Below are 22,581 nucleotides of genomic sequence, written 5' to 3' on the forward strand. Positions count from 1 at the left end.
TCTGGCTTCTCTGTACTCACTTCTATAAATCGGCTACCTTCACGGCCAAAGATACGCCAGTCCCGGCCGTTTCTTCCGGCCTTGGGTCGGAAAGCAGCCCTGGCTTCCCGTTTTACCTGCTTCTTCCTATGCCCTTAGCCCTCGCCTACTCCGCCGATTTTCCCGCCATTGCCGATACCGTGTTCATTCTGCCGGCCGGCACCCGGGAGCTGCCCGTAACCGCCGCCGCCGACCTGCCCGAGGCCGCCCGCCAGTACGTGGCCACCCGCCTCCAGGCCGATGACAAGCTCATCAGCGTAAACCAGTACACCCACCACCATTACTACGTGGTGGCCGAGGATAAGAAAACCGCCGACCTCCGCACGGAAGCCCTGCGCAAAGCCGGCCACAAGCTGCACGCCCAGCTTAAGGCCGATGAAGTGGCCGAACTCTACATCTGCAACCTCACCGCCCCCGGCGGTGCCCTGGCCCTGGCCGAAGGACTCGCCCTTACGGCCTATCAGTTTGAAGGCTACAAAACCGACGAGAAATCAAAGAAGCCCGCCGTGCTCCAGCAGCTCACCCTGGTCGGCCCTGACCTTTCTGCCGAGCAGGTGCAGGAGCTGGATGGCGTGCTGCAAGGCGTATACCTGGCCCGCGACCTGGTAAACATGCCCTACTCCCACCTCAACGCCACCCAGCTGGCCCAGCAGTTCGAGCAGGCCGGCGAAGCCGCCGGTTTCCACGTGGAGGTGCTGGACCTGGTGCGGATTGAGGCCCTGCGCATGGGCGGGCTGCTGGCCGTAAACCAGGGCAGCCCCGAGCCGCCCACCTTCACCATCATGGAGTACAAGCCCGAAGGTGCCACCAACGCCAAGCCTATCGTACTGGTGGGCAAGGGCGTCGTGTATGATACCGGCGGACTCAGCCTCAAGCCCACGCCCAACAGCATGGATTTGATGAAGTGCGACATGGCCGGCTCCGCCGTGGTAGTGGGCGTGCTCACGGCTTTGGCCAAAAACAAGGTCCCCCTGCACGTCATCGGCCTGGTGCCGGCCACCGACAACCGCCCCGGCGGCCCCGCCCTGGCTCCCGGTGACGTCATCACCATGTACAGCGGGCTCACGGTGGAAGTAATGAACACCGACGCCGAAGGCCGCCTGATTCTGGCCGATGCCCTAGCCTTCGCCAAGAAGTATGACCCGCAGCTGGTACTCGATTACGCCACGCTCACCGGCTCGGCCGTGCGCGCCATCGGCATCGAAGGCACCGTGTACATGGGCACCGCCGATGAGGATACCATGCTGGCCCTGAAGAAAGCCGGCAACGCTACCCACGAGCGACTGGTGGAGTTCCCCCTCTGGGACGAGTACGCCGACCACATCAAGAGCCCCATTGCCGACATCAGCAACCTGGGTAAGGCCGAGGCCGGCGCCATTTCGGCCGGTAAATTCCTGGAGCGCTTCACCGAGGGTTACCCCTGGGTGCACTTCGATATTGCCGGCCCCGCCTTCCTCACCGCCCCCGATTCCTACCGCGGCAAAGGCGGCACCGGTACCGCCATCCGCTCCACGTATGAGTTTTTGAAGGGGTTGTAACCATCCGCTTGTCCTCCTGAGCCTGCGAAGGACATTCTCCCCGCTGAACGACTCTGCATTCCTCTGCGGAAAATGACGCCAGAACCGTTCTGATGTGAGAAGGTCCTTCGCAAGCGCAGGAGGACAGCCGCCCCCATTCATTCACTCGCTCATTCACTCATTCTCAGTACATGCTTCCACGCATTGGTATTTCCGTCGGCGACCTGGCCGGCATTGGTCCGGAAATCATCTATAAAACCTTCCTCGATAAGCGCCTGCTCAAGTTCTGCACGCCGGTAGTGTACGGCACTGCCGCCGTGCTCTTTGATGACTTTCCCCAGGCCGCCGACCACGAACCTCTCACCTTCCGCCAGGTGCGCGAGGCGGCCGATATTGCCCCCGGCAAGCACAACGCCGTAACCTGCTGGGAAGAGGACTACCACCTCACCCCCGGCCAGCCCAGCCAGGCCAGCGGCACCGCCGCCCGCCTGAGCCTGCAGGCCGCCGCCCGCGACCTGAAAGCCGGCCTGCTCGATGCCCTCGTAACGGCTCCCATCAGCAAAGAGAATACCCAGGCCGACGACTTCCGCTTTCCCGGCCACACCGAGTTCTTGACCAGCTTCTTTGAGGCCAAAGAAAGCCTGATGCTGCTCACCGACGAGGCCGCCGGCCTGCGCGTGGCTACCGTTACGGGCCATATTCCGCTGAAGGACGTACCCGCTCGCCTCACCAAGGAGCTGCTCACCACCAAGCTGCGCATCCTGCTGAATTCGCTCAAGAACGACTTCGGCATTGCCAAGCCCCGCGTGGCCGTGCTCGGCCTCAACCCCCACGCCGGCGAAAACGGCCTGCTGGGCACCGAGGAAGCTGCCGTGGTAACGCCCGTGCTGCAGCAGTTGCAGGCCGAAGGCCACCTCGCCTACGGCCCCTTTCCGGCCGATGGCTACTTTGGCACCGGCCAGTTCCGGCAGTTCGATGCCACTCTATCATTGTACCACGACCAAGGGCTGATTCCGTTTAAAACCCTGGCTTTCGAGCGGGGCGTGAACTTCACGGCCGGTTTATCGGTGGTTCGCACCTCCCCCGACCATGGCACGGCCTACGGCTTGGCCGGTAAGTTTCAGGCCGATGCCACCTCCTTCCGCGAAGCCCTGTACCTGGCCTGCCAGCTGGTACGCTACCGCAAGGGCGAGGCCGAAATTAAACCGTTGGTTCCCGGCCCCCCGCTGCGGAGCGCCCGCCACGACTAACTGGCCCCGCCGCTACTACTAGTGCTGAAAGTGCGTGTCCCGGGTATACCGTGGGGCACGCACTTTTTATGCTACTGAAACGAAATAATCTTTTCAAAAACGAAATTTACTTTGCGGTTTTAAAATACCGCCGTAAGTTTGCATTCGTAATCAACGGAACCATTACGGTTCCGTTTTGCTTTTCACCCGTTTCGATGACGCTGACCACTCCTACCGATTACCGCACTGCCCTGCGCCGCCTTGATGCGCTGGTGGCCGCGGGCGTGGAAGGAAACGCGGCGCTGGAAACGGAATTCCGGGAGCTGATTACGGCCCTGGATGCCTACGAAAGCAAGCTGGGTCTGCTGCCAATTCCCAATCTACCGACCTCCCTGGCCGAAATGATTGAGTTGAAGCGCCAGCAGATGCGCCTGAAGCAAAAGGAGCTGGCGGAGTTGCTGGAAGTGCCCGCCGGCCGTCTCTCCCAGATTCTGAGCGGCAAGCGGCGTGTAACCCTGGATTTGGCTAAACGACTGTATGAGCGGCTGGGAATTCCCTCCGATTTTATTCTCAAAAACGCCTAGCGCAACTCCCCCACCGCTTTTACGAACCGGGCAAAACTTACTACTTTTGCCCCTTGCTAAAAAACCATCGTGAAGAAGGATTCGCAATACGACATCAACATTGCCCGGCTGGCCGATAAAACGCACCATTTTGCGTTTGACCTAGACCGCTCCTTCTTCGAGCAGTTCGACCAGGAGCTGATTCCGGATGGCAACGTGCACGCCGACGTGACGCTGACCAAAACGGAACGCCTCATCACCGTGGATTTTGACCTGCACGGCACCGTGCGCCAGATCTGCGACCGGAGCCTGGACGAATACGACCAAGAAATTGATGCGCAGGAGCAACTGTTGGTGCGCTTCGGCGACCAGAACCAGGAGCTGGACGACAACGTGCTGCAAATCACGCCCGACACCCAGACGCTCCCGCTGGCCCAGCACCTGTTTGACTACATCGGTCTGGCTCTGCCCATGAAGAAGCTGCACCCGCGCTTCCAGAACGAAACCGACGAAAACCCCGACGCCGACGCTAAACTCATCTTCACCACCCGCCAGGAGGGCGACGATGACCATGACGACGATGATATTGACCCGCGCTGGAGTGCGCTCAAAAACCTGAATTAGACCATCTTTCCGGTCTGGTTCTTCGCTTCTAACTTTTACTTTTTAACTTTTTTTCAAGCATGGCACATCCTAAGCGCCGGACCTCCTCCGCTACCCGTGATAAGCGTCGTAGCCACTACAAACTGACCCCCAAAGCTGTTACCGTGTGCTCGAACACCGGCGAGCTGCACCTGCGTCACAAAGCCTACGTAGTGGACGGCGACCTGTACCTGAACGGTAAAGTAGCCATCAAAGATTACGCGCCCGTAGCCGCCCCGGCCGCTACCGACAACGACGAAGAATAGTCGCACGTTAGCTGCTTATTGCCTCGCGGCTCCGCAGCCACTACCGCCGCCCGGCTTCCCGTGTTGCTGATACAGCTGCGCGGGGCCGGGCGGTGAGGTGCGGCCCGAGGTTTCTCTCCCGGACCTCTTTGATTCTCCGTTCATGAAGATAGCCCTGGACGCAATGGGGGGCGATTTTGCTCCTCAGGCCGCCGTCGATGGGGCCGTGCTGGCCGCTGAAGCGCTGGCCGGTAAGGCCCAGATAGTGCTCATTGGCCAGGAAGATGCCGTACGCCCGCTGCTGGAGCAGCATGGGGCTGCGGCCGCCGACCTCCAGCTTGTTCCCGCTTCCCAGATTATTGAGATGGGGGAGCACCCGGCAAAAGCGTATCAGCAAAAACAGGACTCCAGTATCGCCGTAGGGTATAAAATGCTAGCTACCGGTGAGGTAGAAGCATTCTGCTCGGCCGGTAATACCGGGGCTATGCTGGTAGGCGCTATGTTCAGCGTAAAAGCCGTTCCGGGTGTAATGCGCCCCGCCATTGCCAACTTCGTTCCGAAGCTGCACGGCGGTATGGGCATTATGCTGGACGTGGGGGCCAACGCCGAGTGCAAGCCCGAAATGCTGGAGCAGTTCGGTGAGCTGGGCTCCTTGTACGCCCAGTACGTGCTGGGCATTGAGAAGCCTAAAGTGGGCCTCATGAACCTGGGCGAAGAAGAGGGTAAGGGCACTGCCATTACTCAGGCCGCGCACCAGCTGCTGAAAGTGAATCCCCATATTCACTTCATCGGCAATATTGAGGGCCGCGACCTGTTCAACGACAAAGCCGACGTAATTGTGTGCGACGGATTTACGGGCAACGTGGTGCTAAAAATGGCCGAATCGGTGTATGATATCATTGCCGAGAAGAACATTCATGACCCCTTCCTCGACAAGTTCAACTACGAAGCCGTGGGCGGTTCGCCCATCCTCGGCATCAACGATAACGCCATCATTGGCCACGGCGTGAGCACGCCTACCGCCATCTGTAACATGCTGCTGCAAGGCTATCAAATGGCCAGCTCCGGTATTGCCGACCAGATAAAAAACACCTTCAAGTCCTAAAGAGCGACTGTAAGTCCGGCCGCCGCGCCGGACTTTTCCTTTGCCGCATCTGCTGTTTCCCAATTCGCTGATGAAGATTACCGCTGCCATTACCGGAGTTGGCTCCTACGTGCCCGACTACGTGCTGACCAATCAAGAGCTCGAAACCCTGGTGGACACCACCGACGAGTGGATTCTGAGCCGAACCGGAATTAAGGAGCGTCACATTCTGAAGGGCGAGAACCAGGGCACCTCCGTGATGGGCATTAAGGCCGTGGAGCAGCTGCTGGCCAAAACCGGCAACAAAGCCGAGGATATTGACCTGCTCATCTGCGCCACGACCACTCCTGATCTGGTATTTCCGGCCACGGCCAACATCATTTCGGCGGCGGTGGGGGCTACCAAAGCATTCAGCTTCGATATGCAGGCGGCTTGCTCAGGTTTTATGTATGCCTTAGCTACCGGCTCGCAGTTTGTTGCCAGCGGCACATACAAAAAGGTGGTGGTAGTAGGAGCCGATAAGATGTCGAGCATCATCGACTATACGGACCGCTCCACCTGCATCATCTTCGGCGACGGAGCCGGGGCCGTGTTGCTGGAACCCAACACCGAAGGCCTGGGCCTGCTGGACCAGGAGCTGCACTCCGATGGCAATGGCGAGCAGTACCTGCACCAGAAAGCCGGTGGCTCGCGCCGCCCGCCTTCCGCTGAAACCGTGGCCAACCGGGAGCATTACGTGTACCAGGAAGGCTCAGCAGTGTTCAAGTTTGCCGTGAAAAACATGGCCGACGTGGCTGCCCAGGTAGCCGAGCGCAACGGCCTGAATGCCGATACCATTGATTGGCTGGTGCCGCACCAGGCCAACAAGCGTATCATCGACGCCACGGCCAACCGCGTGGGTATTGGCCCCGAAAAGGTGATGCTGAATATTCACAAGTACGGTAATACCACCAACGGCACCATTCCGCTGTGCCTCTCCGACTACGAGCAGCAGCTCCGCAAAGGCGACAACCTGATTATTGCGGCCTTTGGCGGCGGCTTTACCTGGGGCTCCCTGTACCTGAAATGGGCCTACGACCCTACCCCCGATCCGTCGGCAGCTTAGGCTGACGCGGCGCGAAAACGGAAAACCTCCTATACTTGCACTCCCGACGTGCCGCCCCGCCAGTTTTTCGGGACGGCACGTTGCGTTTCCACCCTAGTTACTCACCTTCTGATTGTTGAAGCCACCGGCTATCCTACCGGGTTTCCGCGGCTACTTTCTCTCAATTCCCTCTCATGGCCACCACTGCAGATTTCCGCAACGGGCTCGTTCTGAATTACAACGGCGAGTTGCACGTAATTACTGAGTTTCAACACGTGAAGCCCGGCAAAGGCCCCGCTTTCGTGCGTACCAAGCTCCGCAACATCAAAACCGGCCGCGTTATCGACAACACGTTCAATGCCGGGGTGAAAGTGGAAACTGCCCGCGTGGAGCAGCGCCCCCACCAGTACCTGTATAAGGACGATTACGGTTACACCTTCATGGACAATGAAACCTTCGAGCAGGTAGTGCTGCCCGAGGCCATGGTGCCCTTCGCCGACATTATGAAAGAAGGCCAGGTAGCCACCATCCTGTTCCACGCCGAAACCGAGCAGCCCCTCACGGCCGAGCTGCCCACCACCGTGGAGCTGGTAGTAACCTACACCGAGCCCGGCCTGAAAGGCGACACGGCCACGAACACTCTCAAGCCGGCCATCGTGGAAACCGGAGCCCGCATTCAGGTGCCGCTGTTCATTGATACCGATACCAAGATCCGCATCAAAACCAGCGACTACTCCTATGTCGAAAGAGTCAAATAAGCAGCCCACCAAGCCCTCTCCCACCGCCATGAAAGCCAAAGAACTGCAGGACCTGATCGACTTCATCGCCAAGTCGGGTCTGAACAAAGTCAACATCGAAACCGAGGAGTTCAAGATTTCGGTGCAGCGCGAGTCCAACACCAAAGTAGTAACCTCCGGGGTTGCTATGTCGGCTGCCGCTCCTGCTCCCGCCGCTGCCCCGGCTCCGGCCGCTGCTCCTGCTGCCCCGGCTCCGGCCGCCGCTGCCCCCGCGGCACCCGCCGCTGAAGCGGCCAGTGCCAGCCACGTAGCCCTGAAGTCGCCCATGATTGGCACCTTCTACCGCAGCAGCAGCCCCGAAACGCCGGCCTTCGTGCAGGTAGGTGATTTGGTGGAAAAAGGTCAGGTAATCTGCATCATCGAGGCCATGAAGCTGTTCAACGAAATTGAAGCTGAGCAGAGCGGCCGGGTGGTGAAGGCGATGGTGGAAAATGCGTCTCCCGTGGAGTACGACCAGCCGCTGTTCCTGATTGAGCCAATGTAATTTTAGAGCTTAGAGTTGAGAGCTTAGAACTTAGAATCCGTGAGCCGGCCCAGCGCCGCCGCGAGTCTGAGTTCTAAGCTCTCAGTTCTCACATCTAACCCTGAGAGCTGTGTTCAAGAAAATACTGATTGCCAACCGGGGGGAAATTGCGCTGCGCGTGATTCGGACCTGCAAGGAAATGGGCATCAAAACGGTTGCGGTATACTCCACGGCCGATAAGGAGAGTCTGCACGTGCGCTTCGCCGATGAGGCCGTGTGCATCGGGCCGGCCCCGTCGCGGGAGAGCTACCTGAGCATTCCCACCCTGATTGCCGCCGCCGAGATTACCAACGCCGATGCCATTCACCCCGGCTACGGCTTCCTGAGCGAAAACGCCGAATTCTCGCGCGTGTGCCAGGAAAACGGCATCAAGTTTATCGGGGCCTCGCCTGATATGATCAACCGCATGGGCGACAAGGCTTCGGCCAAGGCTACCATGATTGAGGCCGGCGTACCCTGCATCCCGGGTTCGGTGGGCTTGCTCGAATCGGTGGAGCAGGGCAAGAAGATTGCCGCCAAAATCAAGTATCCGGTTATTCTGAAAGCTACGGCCGGGGGCGGTGGGCGCGGCATGCGCATCATCAACTCCGAAGACGAGTTTGAGAAAGCCTGGAACGACGCCCGTACCGAGTCGAAAGCCGCTTTCGGCAACGACGGCATGTACCTGGAGAAATTTGTGGTGGAGCCCCGCCACATCGAAATTCAGGTGTGCGGCGACCAGTACGGCCACGTATGCCACCTTTCGGAGCGGGACTGCAGCATTCAGCGCCGCCACCAGAAGCTGGTAGAGGAAGCTCCCTCGCCGTTTATGACGGAGGAGCTGCGCGAGCGGATGGGCGCAGCCGCCATTGCCGGTGCTTCAGCTATCGGCTACGAAGGCGTAGGCACCATCGAGTTCCTGGTAGACAAAGACCGCAACTTCTACTTCATGGAGATGAACACCCGCATTCAGGTGGAGCACCCCGTGACGGAGGAAGTTATCAACTACGACCTGATCAAGGAGCAGATTAAGGTAGCAGCTGGTATTCCGATTTCGGGCAACAACTACTCGCCCAAGATGCACGCCATGGAGTGCCGCATCAACGCCGAAGATCCTTCCAAGGATTTCCGCCCCTCGCCGGGTAAAATTACGGTGCTGCACATTCCGGGCGGCCACGGGGTGCGCGTGGATACGCACGTGTACGCGGGCTACCAGATTCCGCCAAACTACGACTCTATGATTGCCAAGCTCATCACCGTGGCCCAAACCCGGGAAGAGTGTATCGTGAAAATGAAGCGCGCCCTGAGCGAGTTTGTGGTAGAAGGCGTGAAAACGACCATCCCCTTCCACCTGAAGCTGATGGACAACCCGGACTTCAAAGCCGGCAACTTCACCACGAAATTCCTGGAATCGTCCTTCGACTTTTCGGATCTGTAAGCGTCTACTTGGATGCTGCCTGAAAGGCCTGACCCTCGTGGGTCGGGCCTTTTTTTGTACCTGAGGCCAAAATTTTGCACGCTTGCACCCGGTCAATAAGGCACCAATATTGGCAAATGGCACATTGCCCGGAAGAAAACAATTTTTAATTGCACTGTTATAATCAATACAACATCATTAATCAGGTAAAAAACGGATTATTTTAGGTTAGTAAGCACTCACTAAATTATCATACAGGCTCCTTTGCAAATAGAATAATTGCCACCAATGCCCTGTATACTTGCAGTGTTCTAATCCCACCAACCAAAACTCCCACACATGATGTCTACCAAATCGGCAGCGGCCCTTGCAGGGTTGCTGGCGGCCGGCTCCTTATTGTCGGCCTGCTCCAAAGAAGAACTGGCCGCCCCAAGCGCGCCCAGTGCTCAGACTACTACCCAAAATGCCGTTGCTGTTAACGGCGTCATGCTGCAGGGCTTCTACTGGGATGTGCCCATCAGCAACACCCAGGGCACCTGGTGGCAGGTGCTGGGCTCGCGCGCTACCGAGTTCAACACGGCCGGTTTCACGGCGGTATGGCTGCCCCCGGCCTACAAAGGTGGCAGCGTGAACGACGTGGGCTACGGCGTGTATGACCGTTACGATTTGGGCGAGTTCAACCAAAAGGGCACCGTAGCTACCCGCTACGGCACTATTGCTCAGCTACAGGCTGCCATTACGGCCCTGCACGGCAAAGGCATTCAGGTGTACGAGGATATGGTGATGAACCACCTCAGCTGGGCCGACGCCCAGGAGTTGGCCAATAACCAGTACACCGTGTACACCAAATTCAATTACCCCGGCCGCGGCAACACCTACAGCACCTACCGCTGGAGCTGGCCTAACTTCACCGGCACGCAGCAGGCCCCCAACAACGGCTGGTACCAGTGGAAAAGCTGGGACTTCCAGCCCTACGCCAACAACGACGCCTACGACAACCTGCTTGGCTCCGAAATCCAGTACAACGGCAACACGGCCAACCAGAACGAGACCATCAGCTGGGGCAACTGGATTACCACCAAGCTGGGCCTGGACGGCTACCGCCTCGACGCCACCAAGCACATCTACACCCCCTACGTGAACCAGTGGCTGGATGCGGTGAAGGGCACCAGCGGCCGCTTTGCTGTGAGCGAGGCCTGGTTCCGCAACCTGCAGGACCTGAAAAACTATGCCGCCGCCACGGGCGGGCGCACCAGCCTGTTTGACGTACCCCTGCACTACACCTTCCAGGACATGAGCAACGGCAACGGGGCCTGGGACATGCGCGGGCTACAGTTTGCCGGCTTCACCGAGAGCAACCCCACCCTGTCAGTGAGCTTCGTGGATAACCACGATACCGACCAGACCGGCGGTGCTTTGTATTCGCCGGTGGTGAACCTCAAGATGCTAGCGTATGCCTACATTCTGACGCGCGCCAACGGCTACCCCTGCGTATTTTACAAGGACTACTACAACTACGGCCTCGGCTCGCAAATCAGCAAGCTGATGGCTATCCGCAAGGCTAATGCCTACGGCTCGGCGTTTGAGTACACCAGCGTAAACGACACCGACGTGTACGTGTACTCCCGTTCCGGCGACGCGACGCATAAAGGCCTGCTGCTGCTGCTGAATGACGGCAGCACCGCCCGCACCAAAGGCGTCACCACGCCTTTTAAAAACGCCACCCTCACCGACAAAACCGGCAACCGCACCGGCACCGTGACCACCGACGCCAACGGCTTCGGCAACTTCCCGGTGAATGCCCGCAGCTACTCAACCTGGGTGCCCAACTAACGCTGACCTGACTTTCCTACCGTGTATGCAGCCGGCGGGTAACCCGCTCGGGCCGCCGGCTGCTGCGCGCTTTTTCGGTTCCGCCCCGCGCCGGGACGGGACTATCCCACAACCCAATTTCCTTTTTCATGAAAAACCCCTTCGTAAAAGCCTCCCTGGCGGGGATGCTGGCCGCCGGTGCTTTGCTGTCGTCGTGCAGCAAGGAGGAGCTCCAACCCACCGCCGCCGCGCCCCGGGCGGCCATCTCTGGCCAGAATGCCGTGGCCGTCAATGGCGTGATGATGCAGGCTTTCTACTGGGACGTGCCCATCACCAACACCCAGGGTACCTGGTGGCAAGTGCTGGGCTCCAAAGCCACGGAACTGAAAGCTGCTGGCATTACCGCCCTGTGGCTGCCTCCGGCCTACAAAGGTGGCAGCCAGAGCGACGTAGGCTACGGCGTGTATGACCGCTACGACTTGGGCGAGTTCAACCAGAAGGGCACCGTGGCTACCCGCTACGGCACCATTGGGCAACTGCAAACTGCCATTGGCGCTTTGCACGGCCAGGGCATCCAGGTGTATGAGGATATGGTGATGAACCACCTCAGCTGGGCCGACGCCCAGGAAAACGTGAACGGCAACCTGGTGTACACGAAGTACAACTTCCCCGGCCGCGGCAACACCTACAGCGCCTACAAATGGGGTTTTGACAACTTCACGGGCACGCAGCAGGCGCCGAACAATGGCTGGTACCAGTGGAAAAGCTGGGACTTCCAGCCCTACGCCAACGGCGACGCCTACGATAACCTGCTCGGCTCCGAAATCCAGTACAACGGCAACACCAGCAACCAGACCGAAACCATCAACTGGGGCAACTGGATTACCACCAAGCTGGGCCTGGACGGCTACCGCCTCGACGCCACCAAGCACATTTACACCCCCTACGTGAATCAGTGGCTCGATGCGGTGAAGGGCACCAGCGGCCGCTTTGCTGTGAGCGAGGCTTGGTTTCGTAACCTGCAGGACCTGAAGAACTACGCCGCCGCCACGGGCGGGCGCACCAGCCTGTTCGACGTGCCGCTGCACTACACCTTCCAGGACATGAGCAACGGCAACGGGGCTTGGGACATGCGCGGGCTGCAATTTGCTGGCTTCACCGAGAGCAACCCTACCCTGTCGGTGAGCTTCGTGGACAACCACGACACTGACCACCCCGGCGCACTGTACTCCCCCGTTACCAACCTCAAAATGCTGGCTTACGCCTACATTCTGACCCGCGCCAACGGCTACCCCTGCGTGTTCTACAAGGACTACTACAACTACGGCCTGGGTAACCAGATCAAAACCCTCATCGGCATCCGGCAGGCCAACGCCTACGGGGCCGCCTCAGAGTACACCGCCGCCAACGACGCCGACGTGTACGCCTACTCCCGCGCCGGTGATGCTACCCACGCTGGTCTGCTGATGCTGCTCAACGATGGTGGTTCGTCCCGCACGAAAACCATCACCACGCCCTTCAAAAACGCTACCCTCACCGACAAAACCGGCAATACCGGCGGCACCGTGACCACCGACGCCAATGGCACCGGCGTATTCCCGGTAAACGCCCGCAGCTACGCGGTGTGGGTACCCGGCAGCACCGGCGGCACCACGCCTCCTCCCACCGGCGGTACCACGGCCGTTTCGTTCAACGTGACCTACAGCAACACGGTATCCGGCCAGGATGTGTACGTGGTGGGCAGCACGGCCCAGCTCGGCAGCTGGAACACGGCCAGCGCCATTAAGCTCAGCGGCGCTACCTACCCCGTGTGGAAAGGCACCGTGAACCTGACCAGCGGCACCGCCGTGCAGTACAAATACATTCGGAAAGATGCGGCCGGCAACGTGCTGTGGGAAGGCGGTGCCAACCGCGCCTTCACCCCCAGCGGCACCAGCCTGACGCGCACCGATACCTGGCAGAACTAGCCAGTACCTCTTCACATGTGAGTGAATCCCGAAAAGGGGCCGGCCGGTTGGTCGGCCCTTTTTTGTGACAATATTTGCTGTGCAAACCCATGAGATTAAACATCAGACTAAACGTAGTCAAAGCACATAGTTTAGCATGCTGATTGTTTCGACTGCACTCAGCACGCTAATTAAATGAAGTCATATTAGGCCGCCTGCAACAAATTATTCTTTCGTTTAACTCTTTCAAAGATTCGTTATTCTTATGGACCTAATTGCGTTTTTCTATCATATCCGCACTCTACTAGCTCTTCTAGGTATCGTCGGTTTTATTGGCGTTTGGGTAATTGGAGTGGCCAGTAAACTGGCCTCAGAAAGTGCCAGATACCTTTTTGACTCCCAGGCTTTTTGGGTACTCCTGACCATGTTGGGGGTCGGTATTGGCACCATAGTTATCGGTGACAGTCTTGCTAAGAATTATCTGGTTGCGGGTTTCCGGCGCCATGCCCAATACGCTGCAACAACGGACCGCACACTGTGGGTAGATGGTCAGCGGCGGGTAATGCCAGCCGCCTTTTTTGACGATTTGCAGCAGACGGCCCGCCCAGTAGCCGGACGCAGCACGTTCATAAGGGATAGAGCTATAACCGTGGTATTTGGAACTGGTGCGCAACGGGATACCTTCCTGTTTGCCCACGACAACACAGACAGTTTACGCTACTGGATTATGTATCCACGCTCCCCTTATTCGCTGGAAAACCCGATCCACCTGATCCGAACTAACTATCTATGGTTGGATTCTCTGAGCCGACGACAGAAAGACGAAAACTAAACCGATGGTGGGGTATTCGTTTCAATCTCCGTCACCAGCTCCTGGTACCATGCTTCGCCGTACTTGCGAATGAGGGGGTCTTTCAGGAACTGGTACACGCGCACGCCCAGGTTGGCCCCGAAGGAGCAGGCGGGCGAGCAGATATTCCACCGGTCGTAGTTCAGGGCCTCGAAGCCGTCGTACTTAGTCACACGGATGGGGTACAGGTGGCAGCTGATGGGCTTTTTGAACGAGGTAGCCCCGGCCCGCCACGCATCCTCGATGCCGCACTTGAGGATGCCTTTCTCGTCGTAGAGGGCGTAGGCGCACTCCCGGTCGTTGATGGTGGTAGTGCTGTAGTCGCCTTCCCAGTCCTTGATGTAGAGGCCCTGCTGCTCGATGGCTTGGCGGCCGGCTTCGGTGAGGAACGGCTTGATAGCCTCGTACTCCTGCTGCAGAATCTGCAGTTCTTCCTCCTCCAGGGGCGCACCCAGGTCGCCCTCCACGCAGCAGGCCCCCTTGCAGGCTTCGAGGTTACAAACGAAGAAATTCTCCCGAACGTCGTCGGAAATGATGGTGTGCTGAATCTGAATCATGGCGTTTTCGCTCGCAGTGTCTCGGGGGTGGGATACGCAGGGTTTCGCGGTGGCCGTTCACTGCGAGACACTGCGCCTTCCACTGCGCACCACTGCGCGAAACCCGACCGCAAAGATACCGAATTACCCCGCCACTGTTCGCAACACCTGCTCCGTCAGCTCGCACTGCCGGTGGTGCGAGTACGTGGCCAGAGCCTCCGCCTGCCCCGCCGCTCCCAGCCGCTCGGCCAGCCCCGGCTCGGTAAGCAGCCGTTCGATGCAGGCGGCAAACGAATCGGGGTTGCGCAGCTCGAACAGCAGGCCGGTACGGTTGTCGTCGAGCAGTTCCCGGGTGCCGCCGGCGGCCGCGCCCACCACCGGCCGGCCCGCCGCCAGGGCTTCAATGGTCACCATGCCGTAGGTTTCGTTGACGGAGGCGGTTACCGAAATATCCAGGGCGCGGTAGGCCACTTCGGGCTGGGGCGTGAAGCCGCGCAGGTGCACCACCTCCGCAAGGCCCAGCTCCTGGATGCGGCCCAGCAGCGCGTCGTAGTAGGCAGTGCCTTCGTTGCGGGTAGGCTCGCCCACCAGCAGCAGGTGCAGCTGCGGGAACCGGGGCCGCAGCCGGGCCAGCGCCTCCACCACAAAATCCTGGCCCTTGCCGTCGTCAAACCGCCCGATGAGGCCCAGCAGCACGGCCCCGGCGGGCAGCACCAGCTGCAGCCGATGGCGGGCCGCGGCGGTGGTCAGCTGGGCATCCGTGAACTTGTCCAGCTCCACGCCCAGCGGCACCACGTGCAGCTTTTCGGGAGCCAGCCGGGTTTTCTCCAGCACCTGCCGGGCTAGGCCGGGTAACGGCGACAACCACGCCGCCAACGCGTTGTAGCGCAGCGTGTGCACCACGCCGCGCTTGGCCAGCCCCAGCTGCATGTGCTGCTGGTACACCAGCGGCATACCGGGGCGGAACAGCCGTTTGGCCAGCACGGCCACGCCCAGATCGGCGTTGCGGGTGATGAGGATGGCCCGAGCGCCGAACTGCGCCCACACCCCGGCCAGCCGGCGGGCGGCGGGTACGTCCAAAGCTTTCCAAGGGTTGTGGAAGGGCACTACGGGCAGGCCCAGCTCGGCGGCGCGGGCGGCCAGCGGGGAGCCGGCGCGGGCGACGACCTGCACCGGCCAGCCCCGCTGCTGCATCCAGCCGGCAAACCGGGCCGTATTCAGCTCCAGCCCGCCCCAGCTGTCCGACAAGCACAAAATGGACAGCGGAAACACGGCGGCGGGTGGGGTAACGGAGTTCATGGGGCGAAGATACGGCCGTTCCGGTCCGACGGCTTTCAGCCGCCGGACCGGAACGGCTACCTGCTTAAAACCAGTTGATTTTGGCTGGATAAGACTTCCTCCGTATATAAAAACAATGGTTTCGGAGCAGGTAGGCGGCAGAGCTGCCAAGTGTAAACAATCATATTTATATCAGCGCCTAAAGAGCATCTGAAATAATAACCAAATCAACCCCAGTATAACGCATTGACCTATTGCAAAGCCTAACGCTATTTTGTAGCGCGGCCATATTATAGTAGTCAAAGCACTAATCAACATCAATACTACTCCTAATGCTAACCATAATGCCCCCAATATCATTGGATAGCCTGGAGTATGATCAACGCCCATTGGCCCGAACTGCGCTAGTAATGCACAACTTACTATTGCCGACACATAATAACCGATACTGAATAATAGACCAGTTCCTGTGCGGTTAACCCAAGGCAAATACCTCATTGGAGCAATAGGGGTTGTTTATAGGTATCAAGCACCCAAAGCTACGGTTAGTCCAAAGCTTATGCCCAACCCCAGCGCGTAATGCGCGGCGGTGGCAACGAATCCATGCGTGATGGGGTTGTTCCAGGATAGTTTGTCGGCCGAGGTCATGCTGGGAGTATGGATAAATAACGGAGTTAACTTAACTCTCCCTGCTCACATTTCCTTCCCCCACCCCAAAGCCGTACCTTTGCTAACAAGCCAAAAAGCTTAGTTTCCGATTCTGACTGATTACGCATGGGACTCGATTATCACTCGTTACTGAACCCCTCGCAGGCCGCGGCGGTGCTGCACACCGAAGGCCCCTGCATGATTATAGCCGGCGCGGGCTCGGGCAAAACCCGGGTACTCACCTACCGCATTGCGCACCTGCTGGAAAAGCAGGTGAACCCGTTCAACATCCTGGCCCTCACCTTCACCAACAAGGCCGCCAAGGAGATGCGCGCCCGGATTGAGAAGGTAGTCGGCCCCGAGGCGAAAAACCTGTGGATGGGCACCTTCCACAGCATTTTCGCCCGCATTCTGCGCTCCGAGGCCGACAAAATCGGCTACCCCCGCTCCTTCACCATCTACGACACTCAGGACAGCAAAACCCTTATCGGGCAGATTCTGAAGGAGCTGGAGCTGGACGATAAGCTCTACAAGCCCAACATGGTGCTGGGGCGAATTTCGGCCGCCAAGAACAAGCTGATTTCGGTGCAGCAGTACCTCAACGACCCCGTAATCCGGCAGGACGATGAGGCCTCGCTGCGGCCCAAGCTGGGCGTGATTTACCAGCAGTACGCCAACCGCTGCTTCAAGGCCGGGGCCATGGACTTCGACGATTTGCTCTACCAGACCAACGTGCTGTTCAAGGACCACCCCGACGTGCTGAACAAGTACCAGAACATGTTCCGGTATGTGATGGTGGACGAGTACCAGGACACCAACTACTCCCAGTACCTGATTGCCCGCAAGCTGGCCGCCAAGGAGCGTAACATCTGCGTGGTGGGCGACGACGCGCAGAGCATCTACGCCTTCCGTGGCGCTGATATTCAGAATATTCTCAACTTCGAGAAGGATTACCCCGAGCTGCAGGTGTTCAAGCTGGAGCAGAACTACCGCTCCACCAAGAACATCGTGTGGGCGGCCAACTCGGTCATCAAAAACAACCAGGCCCAGCTGCGCAAGGACGTTTTCTCGGACAATGAGGAAGGCCCGCTGATTGAGGTGCTGAAGGCCGCCTCCGACAACGAGGAAGGCAAGCTGGTGGCCCAGAGCATCTACGAGGACAAGATGAACCAGCACTTGTCGTACGACGACTTTGCCATCCTGTACCGCACCAACGCCCAGAGCCGGGCCATGGAAGAGTCCCTGCGCAAGCTCAACATCAAGTACAAGATTGTGGGCGGCCTGAGCTTCTACCAGCGCAAGGAAATCAAGGACCTGGTGGCCTACCTGCGCCTCACCGTCAACCCGAATGATGAGCAGGCTCTGCGCCGCGTGATCAACTACCCCAAGCGCGGCATCGGCGACACCACGCTGGGCAAGCTGATTTCGACGGCCGAGGAAACCAACCACACCATCTGGGAGGTGGTCAGCAACGCCGATAAGTTTCTGCCCACCCGCACGGCCAACCCCATCGTCGACTTCGCCGAAAAAATCAAGGCCTACACCGCCGTGGCGGCCAAGGACGATGCCTTCGAGGCGGCCAAGTTCATTGCCAAGAACTCGGGCATGATTGAGGAGCTCTACGCCGACAAGAGCATTGAGGGCCTGAGCCGCTACGAGAACATTCAGGAACTGCTCAACGGCGTGAAGGCCTTCGTGGAAGACCCCGAGCGCGAGGAAAAGAGCCTGGGTGCGTTCCTGCAGGACATTGCCCTGGTGACAGACGCCGATACCAAGGACGCCCAGGCCGAGGGCGAGCAGGTGACCATGATGACGATTCACTCGGCCAAGGGCCTGGAGTTTCGCAACGTGTACATCGTGGGCATGGAGGAAAACCTGTTCCCGAGCCAGATGATGATTACCTCCCGGGCCGACCTGGAGGAGGAGCGTCGGCTGTTTTACGTGGCCATCACCCGGGCCGAGAAGAAACTCACGCTCAGCTACGCCACCTCCCGCTACCAGTGGGGCAACCTGCGCAGCTGCGAGAAAAGCCGCTTCCTCGACGAAATCGACCCGAAGTTTGTGGACTTCAAGTACTCGGCCGGCCCCGGTCCCGACCGCGCCGGCCCGGGCGAGTCGCCGTTCGGGCACGTGTTTGAGCGCCGCTCGAACTTGGTGCCGCCAGCGCCCCGCAAAACCATGGCCACCAAATACGTAGCCCCTTCCGACTTCAAGCCCTCCGATACCAGCAACCTGCAGGAAGGTCAGCGGGTGGAGCACCCCAAATTTGGGTTTGGCACCGTGAGCAAGCTCGAAACAGTGCAGGGCTCCACCAAGGCCATTATTCAGTTTGAGGAAGTGGGCGAGAAGACCCTGCTGCTGAGTTTTGCCAAACTGCGGGTTCATTAAGCCGTACAGGAAACGGGAGCAACTCGCTTCCTCCGGCTTTTCCCGTACTTTTAGAAGAGCCGCTGCCGTACGTGCAGCGCCCTATTTTTCTTTTCCGAACCTTGCCCGGCTGGGTCTTGTCCAAAGCAAGATGCTAACGGGGCAAGGTTTGGCGTATATTTGACCCTCCGAATACCATTCCTGATGACCTTACCTTCTCTTCATAAACACGAGCTGCTCCAGCGCGAATACGGCCAGAGCACCTTTCAACTGGTGCAGCAGCTGCGCGATGTGGAAGACCGCACTGAGCGGACCCGCCGCGCCCAGCTGATCGTGCAGATGATTTTCCGCATTCAGCCCAGCCTGCGCGACCAGCCCGATGGCCAGCAGAAAGTATGGAACCACCTCTACGAAATGGCCGATGGCGAGCTGGACGTGGACTCCCCGTTCCCGCTGGTTGCCCCGGCCGACCGCAAGGCCCCGGCCCGCGTAACCTATCCCAGCAAAGGCCCCAAGTTCCGGGCCTACGGCCGGGCCGTGGAGCAGCTGGTGGAACAGGCCCTCACCCTGGAAGACCCCACGGAGCGGGAGCAGGCTACCATCGTTATTGGCCGTACCATGAAGTTCCTGTACCGTTCCCACAACAAGGAAAACGCCAAGGACGTCACCATCCTCAAGCATCTGAAGGAGCTGTCGGGCGGGCAGCTCACGCTGGATCCGGCGCAGGTGGATGCCCAGAACCTGTTCGAGTTTTCGACCCAGCCGGCTACCGGCACGCGTACTACGCCGTTCATCGTGCCCCAGCCCCGCCAAGAGCGTTCTGACCGCTCAGACCGCAGCAGCTCCGACCGCCGGGGCGGTAACAACAACCGCCGCGACAAGCAGCGCCGGGGTGGCAAGAAAAACCGCCAGGAACCCCAGCAGCCCCCGCAGTAACTATCTTTGCAGGAGCTAGAAGCTAGAAGCCAGGAGTTTGGAAGATTATGCAGCAGGTCAGTGTTTGATTGCCTTTTCTTCATCCATTCCTTCTTAGCTCCTGACTCCTAGCTCCTAACTCCTCCAAGAATGGCCTCTTTTGAAGTAATTGGCGGTAAGCCGCTGAAAGGTGAAATCGTGCCCCAGGGCGCTAAAAACGAAGCTCTGCAGATTCTGTGCGCCGTGCTGGCCACCGACGAGCCGGTGACGATTTCCAACATCCCCGACATTCGCGACGTGAACAAGCTCATTGAGCTACTGCGCGACATGGGTGTGAAAGTGGGCAAGCTGGCCTCGGATACCTACCGTTTCCAGGCCGACGCCGTGAACCTCGACTACCTGGATACGCCCGAGTTCATTGCCCAGGCCGGCGCCCTGCGCGGGTCGGTGATGATTCTGGGGCCAATGCTGGGCCGCTTCGGCCGGTGCCAGCTGCCCAAGCCGGGCGGCGACAAAATTGGCCGCCGGCCCATGGATACGCACTTCCTGGGCCTGGAGAAGCTGGGCGGCAAGCTCACCCTCGAAGGCACCGACTTCTACCGCATCAAAGCCGAAAACGGCCTGACCGGCACGTATATGATGCTGGATGAGGCCTCCGTAACGGGCACGGCCAACATCGTGTTGGCCGCCGTGTTTGCCAAGGGCACTACCACCATCTACAATGCTGCCTGCGAGCCGTACCTGCAGCAGCTGTGCAAGATGCTGGTGCGCATGGGCGCAAAAATCAACGGCATCGGCTCCAACCTGCTCACTATTGAGGGCGTGGAGCGCCTGGGCGGCACCGAGCACCGCATGCTGCCCGATATGATTGAAATCGGCTCCTTCATTGGCTTGGCGGCTATGACGGGTTCGGAAATCACCATCAAAGACTGTCAGATTCCGGAGCTGGGCATCATCCCCGACACGTTCCGCAAGCTGGGCATTCAGATGGAGTTCCGCGGCGACGACATTCACATTCCGGCCCAGAAACACTACGAAATTGCTACCTACCTCGACGGCTCCATCCTCACTATCTCCGACCACACCTGGCCCGGCTTCACGCCCGACCTGCTGAGCATTGTGCTGGTGGTGGCCACCCAGGCCAAGGGTACGGTGCTGATTCACCAGAAAATGTTTGAGTCGCGGCTGTTCTTCGTGGACAAGCTCATCGACATGGGCGCGCAGGTAATTCTCTGCGACCCGCACCGTGCCACCGTCATCGGCCTCGACCAGCGCACCCGCCTGCGCGGCATCACCATGACCTCCCCCGATATCCGGGCCGGCGTGGCCTTACTCATTGCCGCCCTATCAGCTGACGGCCGCAGCGTGATTGAAAACGTGGAGCAGATTGACCGCGGCTACCAGAACATCGACAAGCGCCTGCAAGCCTTAGGTGCCCAGATTCGCCGGCTCTAATCGGCGGCTTTCCGGCTTTGCTACCCCGACCCGGTTGCCCAGTGTGGCGGCCGGGTCGGCGTGTTTATAGGCCGGGGTCTATACTGTCGAGGCTAGCGTGAGCGTTAGAGCAGAAGTGCGGCGGGCAATAGTGTATCGGATAATTCTTTATTCTTTTCGTGTATGCAAATCAGTCAGCGTATTGCGCTATTCCTGCTCGTCGGGCTCATATCTTGTAGCCAAGCCAAACATGAGCCTGCACAGCAGGACCAAGTAGAACTCGCGGCTGAAGCGGCTCCCCCACCGCCGCCGCCACCACCAGATGCACCTGGAATATCTGATGCAGCGGCATACGCGCTACCTCCCTCATCGGCTACGGCTGAGCCAGTTATGGCACAGCCGCCATCCAGCCGTAAGCTGGTGTATCATGCGGAAGTAAAGATGAAAGTAGCCGACGTATCCCGTACCAACGTTCGCATGGATAGCCTGACCAAGGCGCTGGGGGCTTTCGTGCAGGAAGCTTCTGAAACCCGGGAAGATGAAGAGTGGCAGCACCAGATGAAAATCCGGGTGGCACCAGCCCGATTTCAGATACTACTCCAGAGTCTGGGCCGCTTGGGCACCGTACAGCACCAGGAGCTCAGCACCGAAGACGTAACGGCCCAGCACGCTGATATTTCAGCGCGTTTGCGCTCCAAGCGGGCCCTAGAGCAGCGGTATCTGGCCCTGCTCAGCAAGGCCAGCAAAGTAGCCGACATCCTCGAAATTGAAGAGAATATGGGCGAAATTCGGGAGGATATTGAGGCCACCGAAAGCCGCCTGCGCACTCTCAACGATGAAGTCGGCTTCTCCACTATCACCCTCATCTACTACCAGCCCCTCACCCTGCCCACCCCCGACCAGCCGGTACTCTCGTTCGGGAGCCGACTGGTAGAAGCGTTTTACAGCGGCTGGCAGTGGCTGATTAACCTGCTGCTGGGCCTCGTTTCGGTGTGGCCGCTGCTACTGGGGCTGCTGGCCGGCAGTGGGCTATTGCGCTGGTGGTGGCGCAAGCGCCGGGCCCGGCGCACTATCTGAGGCCGCCTGCCCCGCCCCCACCCGCATGTAGTGCTGAATAACGGGCAGCAGCACCGGCAGCACGCTTTCCACGGCCGCGTGCTCGGCGGGCGTCCAAGGCCGGGGTTGCCCGAACAGGCAGGGCTGCAGAATACCCCAGAGCTGGCCGTCTTCGGTGATATGCGCGTGAATCAGGGCCCGGTGGCCGAAGGTTTCGTGCTCGAAGGCGCGGTTGAGGACAGTGGGCGGGGCGGTTTCCACGTCTTCCACATACACCGAGGGCCGGGCCGCCAATGCCGCCCGAAACAGCGGATCCTGCTGGGGCAAATCGGTCGTGTCGTCCTGCCAGTCGTGGCGCGGGTCGGGAATAGCCGGGGTACGACGCCAGCAGAAAGCAATGCGGCCCCGCCCCACGGCCGGGTCGCGCACGTACAGGAAGCATCGGTCGGCGTGCAGAAACTCGCCCACCAGCCGCAGCGCTTCGGTAAAACCTGCTTCTGAGGTTGGAGCGTGGGCCAGGGCAATCTGCACGGATGTTTGTAGGGAATCGGACATGAAATACGGTAAAGCCCGCAGTGTAGCAAGCAACTGACGGATGTACGGCCCCGCTACGCTCCGGT

General features: G+C 59.4%; 20 protein-coding genes. 17 read left to right on the forward strand and 3 right to left on the reverse strand.

All coding sequences use genetic code 11. The features are described from left to right. Nucleotides 1-128: 128 nt before the first annotated feature. From EI291_RS06615 to EI291_RS06675, 13 genes are all read left to right on the forward strand, one after another. The gene (locus EI291_RS06615) at nucleotides 129-1,577 is read left to right on the forward strand and encodes a leucyl aminopeptidase family protein (RefSeq protein ID WP_125419016.1); all 1,449 of its coding nucleotides are present in this window, start codon (nucleotides 129-131) and stop codon (nucleotides 1,575-1,577) included. Between the two features lie 170 nt (nucleotides 1,578-1,747). Continuing rightward, nucleotides 1,748-2,806 carry a 4-hydroxythreonine-4-phosphate dehydrogenase PdxA gene (gene pdxA / locus EI291_RS06620; RefSeq protein WP_125419017.1) on the forward strand — a complete coding sequence of 353 codons (1,059 nt, stop codon included), beginning with the start codon at nucleotides 1,748-1,750 and terminating at the stop codon, nucleotides 2,804-2,806. A gap of 194 nt (nucleotides 2,807-3,000) precedes the next feature. Beyond that, the gene (locus tag EI291_RS06625; protein ID WP_170172539.1) at nucleotides 3,001-3,369 is read left to right on the forward strand and encodes a helix-turn-helix domain-containing protein; all 369 of its coding nucleotides are present in this window, start codon (nucleotides 3,001-3,003) and stop codon (nucleotides 3,367-3,369) included. A 69-nt stretch (nucleotides 3,370-3,438) separates the two neighbouring features. Further along, nucleotides 3,439-3,972, forward strand: coding sequence for a YceD family protein (locus EI291_RS06630; protein WP_125419019.1), 534 nt, complete (start codon nucleotides 3,439-3,441; stop codon nucleotides 3,970-3,972). Nucleotides 3,973-4,031: 59 nt separating this feature from the next. After that, nucleotides 4,032-4,256, forward strand: coding sequence for a 50S ribosomal protein L32 (rpmF, locus tag EI291_RS06635; protein WP_125419020.1), 225 nt, complete (start codon nucleotides 4,032-4,034; stop codon nucleotides 4,254-4,256). Nucleotides 4,257-4,398: 142 nt separating this feature from the next. Beyond that, nucleotides 4,399-5,340, forward strand: a complete 942-nt coding sequence (gene plsX, locus EI291_RS06640; RefSeq protein ID WP_125419021.1) for a phosphate acyltransferase PlsX — start codon at nucleotides 4,399-4,401, stop codon at nucleotides 5,338-5,340. Between the two features lie 70 nt (nucleotides 5,341-5,410). Then, nucleotides 5,411-6,424, forward strand: coding sequence for a beta-ketoacyl-ACP synthase III (locus tag EI291_RS06645; RefSeq protein WP_125419022.1), 1,014 nt, complete (start codon nucleotides 5,411-5,413; stop codon nucleotides 6,422-6,424). Between the two features lie 173 nt (nucleotides 6,425-6,597). Then, entirely contained in the window at nucleotides 6,598-7,161 is a 564-nt protein-coding gene (gene efp / locus EI291_RS06650; RefSeq protein ID WP_125419023.1) for an elongation factor P, read from the forward strand. Nucleotides 7,162-7,189: 28 nt separating this feature from the next. Then, nucleotides 7,190-7,684 carry an acetyl-CoA carboxylase biotin carboxyl carrier protein gene (gene accB / locus EI291_RS06655; RefSeq protein ID WP_125419098.1) on the forward strand — a complete coding sequence of 165 codons (495 nt, stop codon included), beginning with the start codon at nucleotides 7,190-7,192 and terminating at the stop codon, nucleotides 7,682-7,684. Nucleotides 7,685-7,793: 109 nt separating this feature from the next. Beyond that, nucleotides 7,794-9,140 (forward strand): acetyl-CoA carboxylase biotin carboxylase subunit, encoded by a 1,347-nt coding sequence (gene accC, locus EI291_RS06660; protein WP_125419024.1) that lies wholly within the window; start codon nucleotides 7,794-7,796, stop codon nucleotides 9,138-9,140. A 318-nt stretch (nucleotides 9,141-9,458) separates the two neighbouring features. Beyond that, nucleotides 9,459-10,952, forward strand: coding sequence for an alpha-amylase (locus tag EI291_RS06665; protein WP_240635391.1), 1,494 nt, complete (start codon nucleotides 9,459-9,461; stop codon nucleotides 10,950-10,952). A gap of 128 nt (nucleotides 10,953-11,080) precedes the next feature. Then, nucleotides 11,081-12,898: an alpha-amylase gene (locus tag EI291_RS06670; RefSeq protein ID WP_170172540.1), complete on the forward strand. Its 1,818-nt coding sequence runs from the start codon at nucleotides 11,081-11,083 to the stop codon at nucleotides 12,896-12,898. Nucleotides 12,899-13,142: 244 nt separating this feature from the next. Then, nucleotides 13,143-13,709: a hypothetical protein gene (locus EI291_RS06675; protein ID WP_125419025.1), complete on the forward strand. Its 567-nt coding sequence runs from the start codon at nucleotides 13,143-13,145 to the stop codon at nucleotides 13,707-13,709. On the opposite strand, the gene EI291_RS06680 is transcribed toward EI291_RS06675, so the two are convergent. Then, the gene (locus EI291_RS06680; RefSeq protein WP_125419026.1) at nucleotides 13,706-14,284 is read right to left on the reverse strand and encodes a DUF3109 family protein; all 579 of its coding nucleotides are present in this window, start codon (nucleotides 14,282-14,284) and stop codon (nucleotides 13,706-13,708) included. The two genes, EI291_RS06675 and EI291_RS06680, sit on opposite strands and share 4 nt — an antisense overlap. Before the next feature lie 123 nt (nucleotides 14,285-14,407). Beyond that, nucleotides 14,408-15,562, reverse strand: a complete 1,155-nt coding sequence (locus EI291_RS06685; RefSeq protein ID WP_125419027.1) for a glycosyltransferase family 4 protein — start codon at nucleotides 15,560-15,562, stop codon at nucleotides 14,408-14,410. Nucleotides 15,563-16,315: 753 nt separating this feature from the next. On the opposite strand from EI291_RS06685, the gene EI291_RS06690 reads away from it, so the two are divergent. The 4 genes from EI291_RS06690 (at nucleotide 16,316) to EI291_RS06705 (ending at nucleotide 21,982) form a co-directional block, all read left to right on the forward strand. Beyond that, entirely contained in the window at nucleotides 16,316-18,577 is a 2,262-nt protein-coding gene (locus tag EI291_RS06690; RefSeq protein WP_125419028.1) for an ATP-dependent helicase, read from the forward strand. 183 nt (nucleotides 18,578-18,760) lie between these two features. Further along, nucleotides 18,761-19,492: a DUF4290 domain-containing protein gene (locus EI291_RS06695; RefSeq protein WP_125419029.1), complete on the forward strand. Its 732-nt coding sequence runs from the start codon at nucleotides 18,761-18,763 to the stop codon at nucleotides 19,490-19,492. Between the two features lie 129 nt (nucleotides 19,493-19,621). Then, nucleotides 19,622-20,926: a UDP-N-acetylglucosamine 1-carboxyvinyltransferase gene (murA, locus tag EI291_RS06700; protein WP_125419030.1), complete on the forward strand. Its 1,305-nt coding sequence runs from the start codon at nucleotides 19,622-19,624 to the stop codon at nucleotides 20,924-20,926. A 369-nt stretch (nucleotides 20,927-21,295) separates the two neighbouring features. Next, nucleotides 21,296-21,982, forward strand: coding sequence for a DUF4349 domain-containing protein (locus EI291_RS06705; RefSeq protein WP_170172541.1), 687 nt, complete (start codon nucleotides 21,296-21,298; stop codon nucleotides 21,980-21,982). On the opposite strand, the gene EI291_RS06710 is transcribed toward EI291_RS06705, so the two are convergent. Further along, nucleotides 21,935-22,516, reverse strand: coding sequence for a GAF domain-containing protein (locus EI291_RS06710; RefSeq protein ID WP_125419032.1), 582 nt, complete (start codon nucleotides 22,514-22,516; stop codon nucleotides 21,935-21,937). The genes EI291_RS06705 and EI291_RS06710 overlap by 48 nt on opposite strands. Nucleotides 22,517-22,581 lie beyond the last annotated feature (65 nt).

Source organism: Hymenobacter rigui (assembly GCF_003944715.1).
In the GTDB taxonomy this organism is placed as follows: domain Bacteria; phylum Bacteroidota; class Bacteroidia; order Cytophagales; family Hymenobacteraceae; genus Hymenobacter; species Hymenobacter rigui.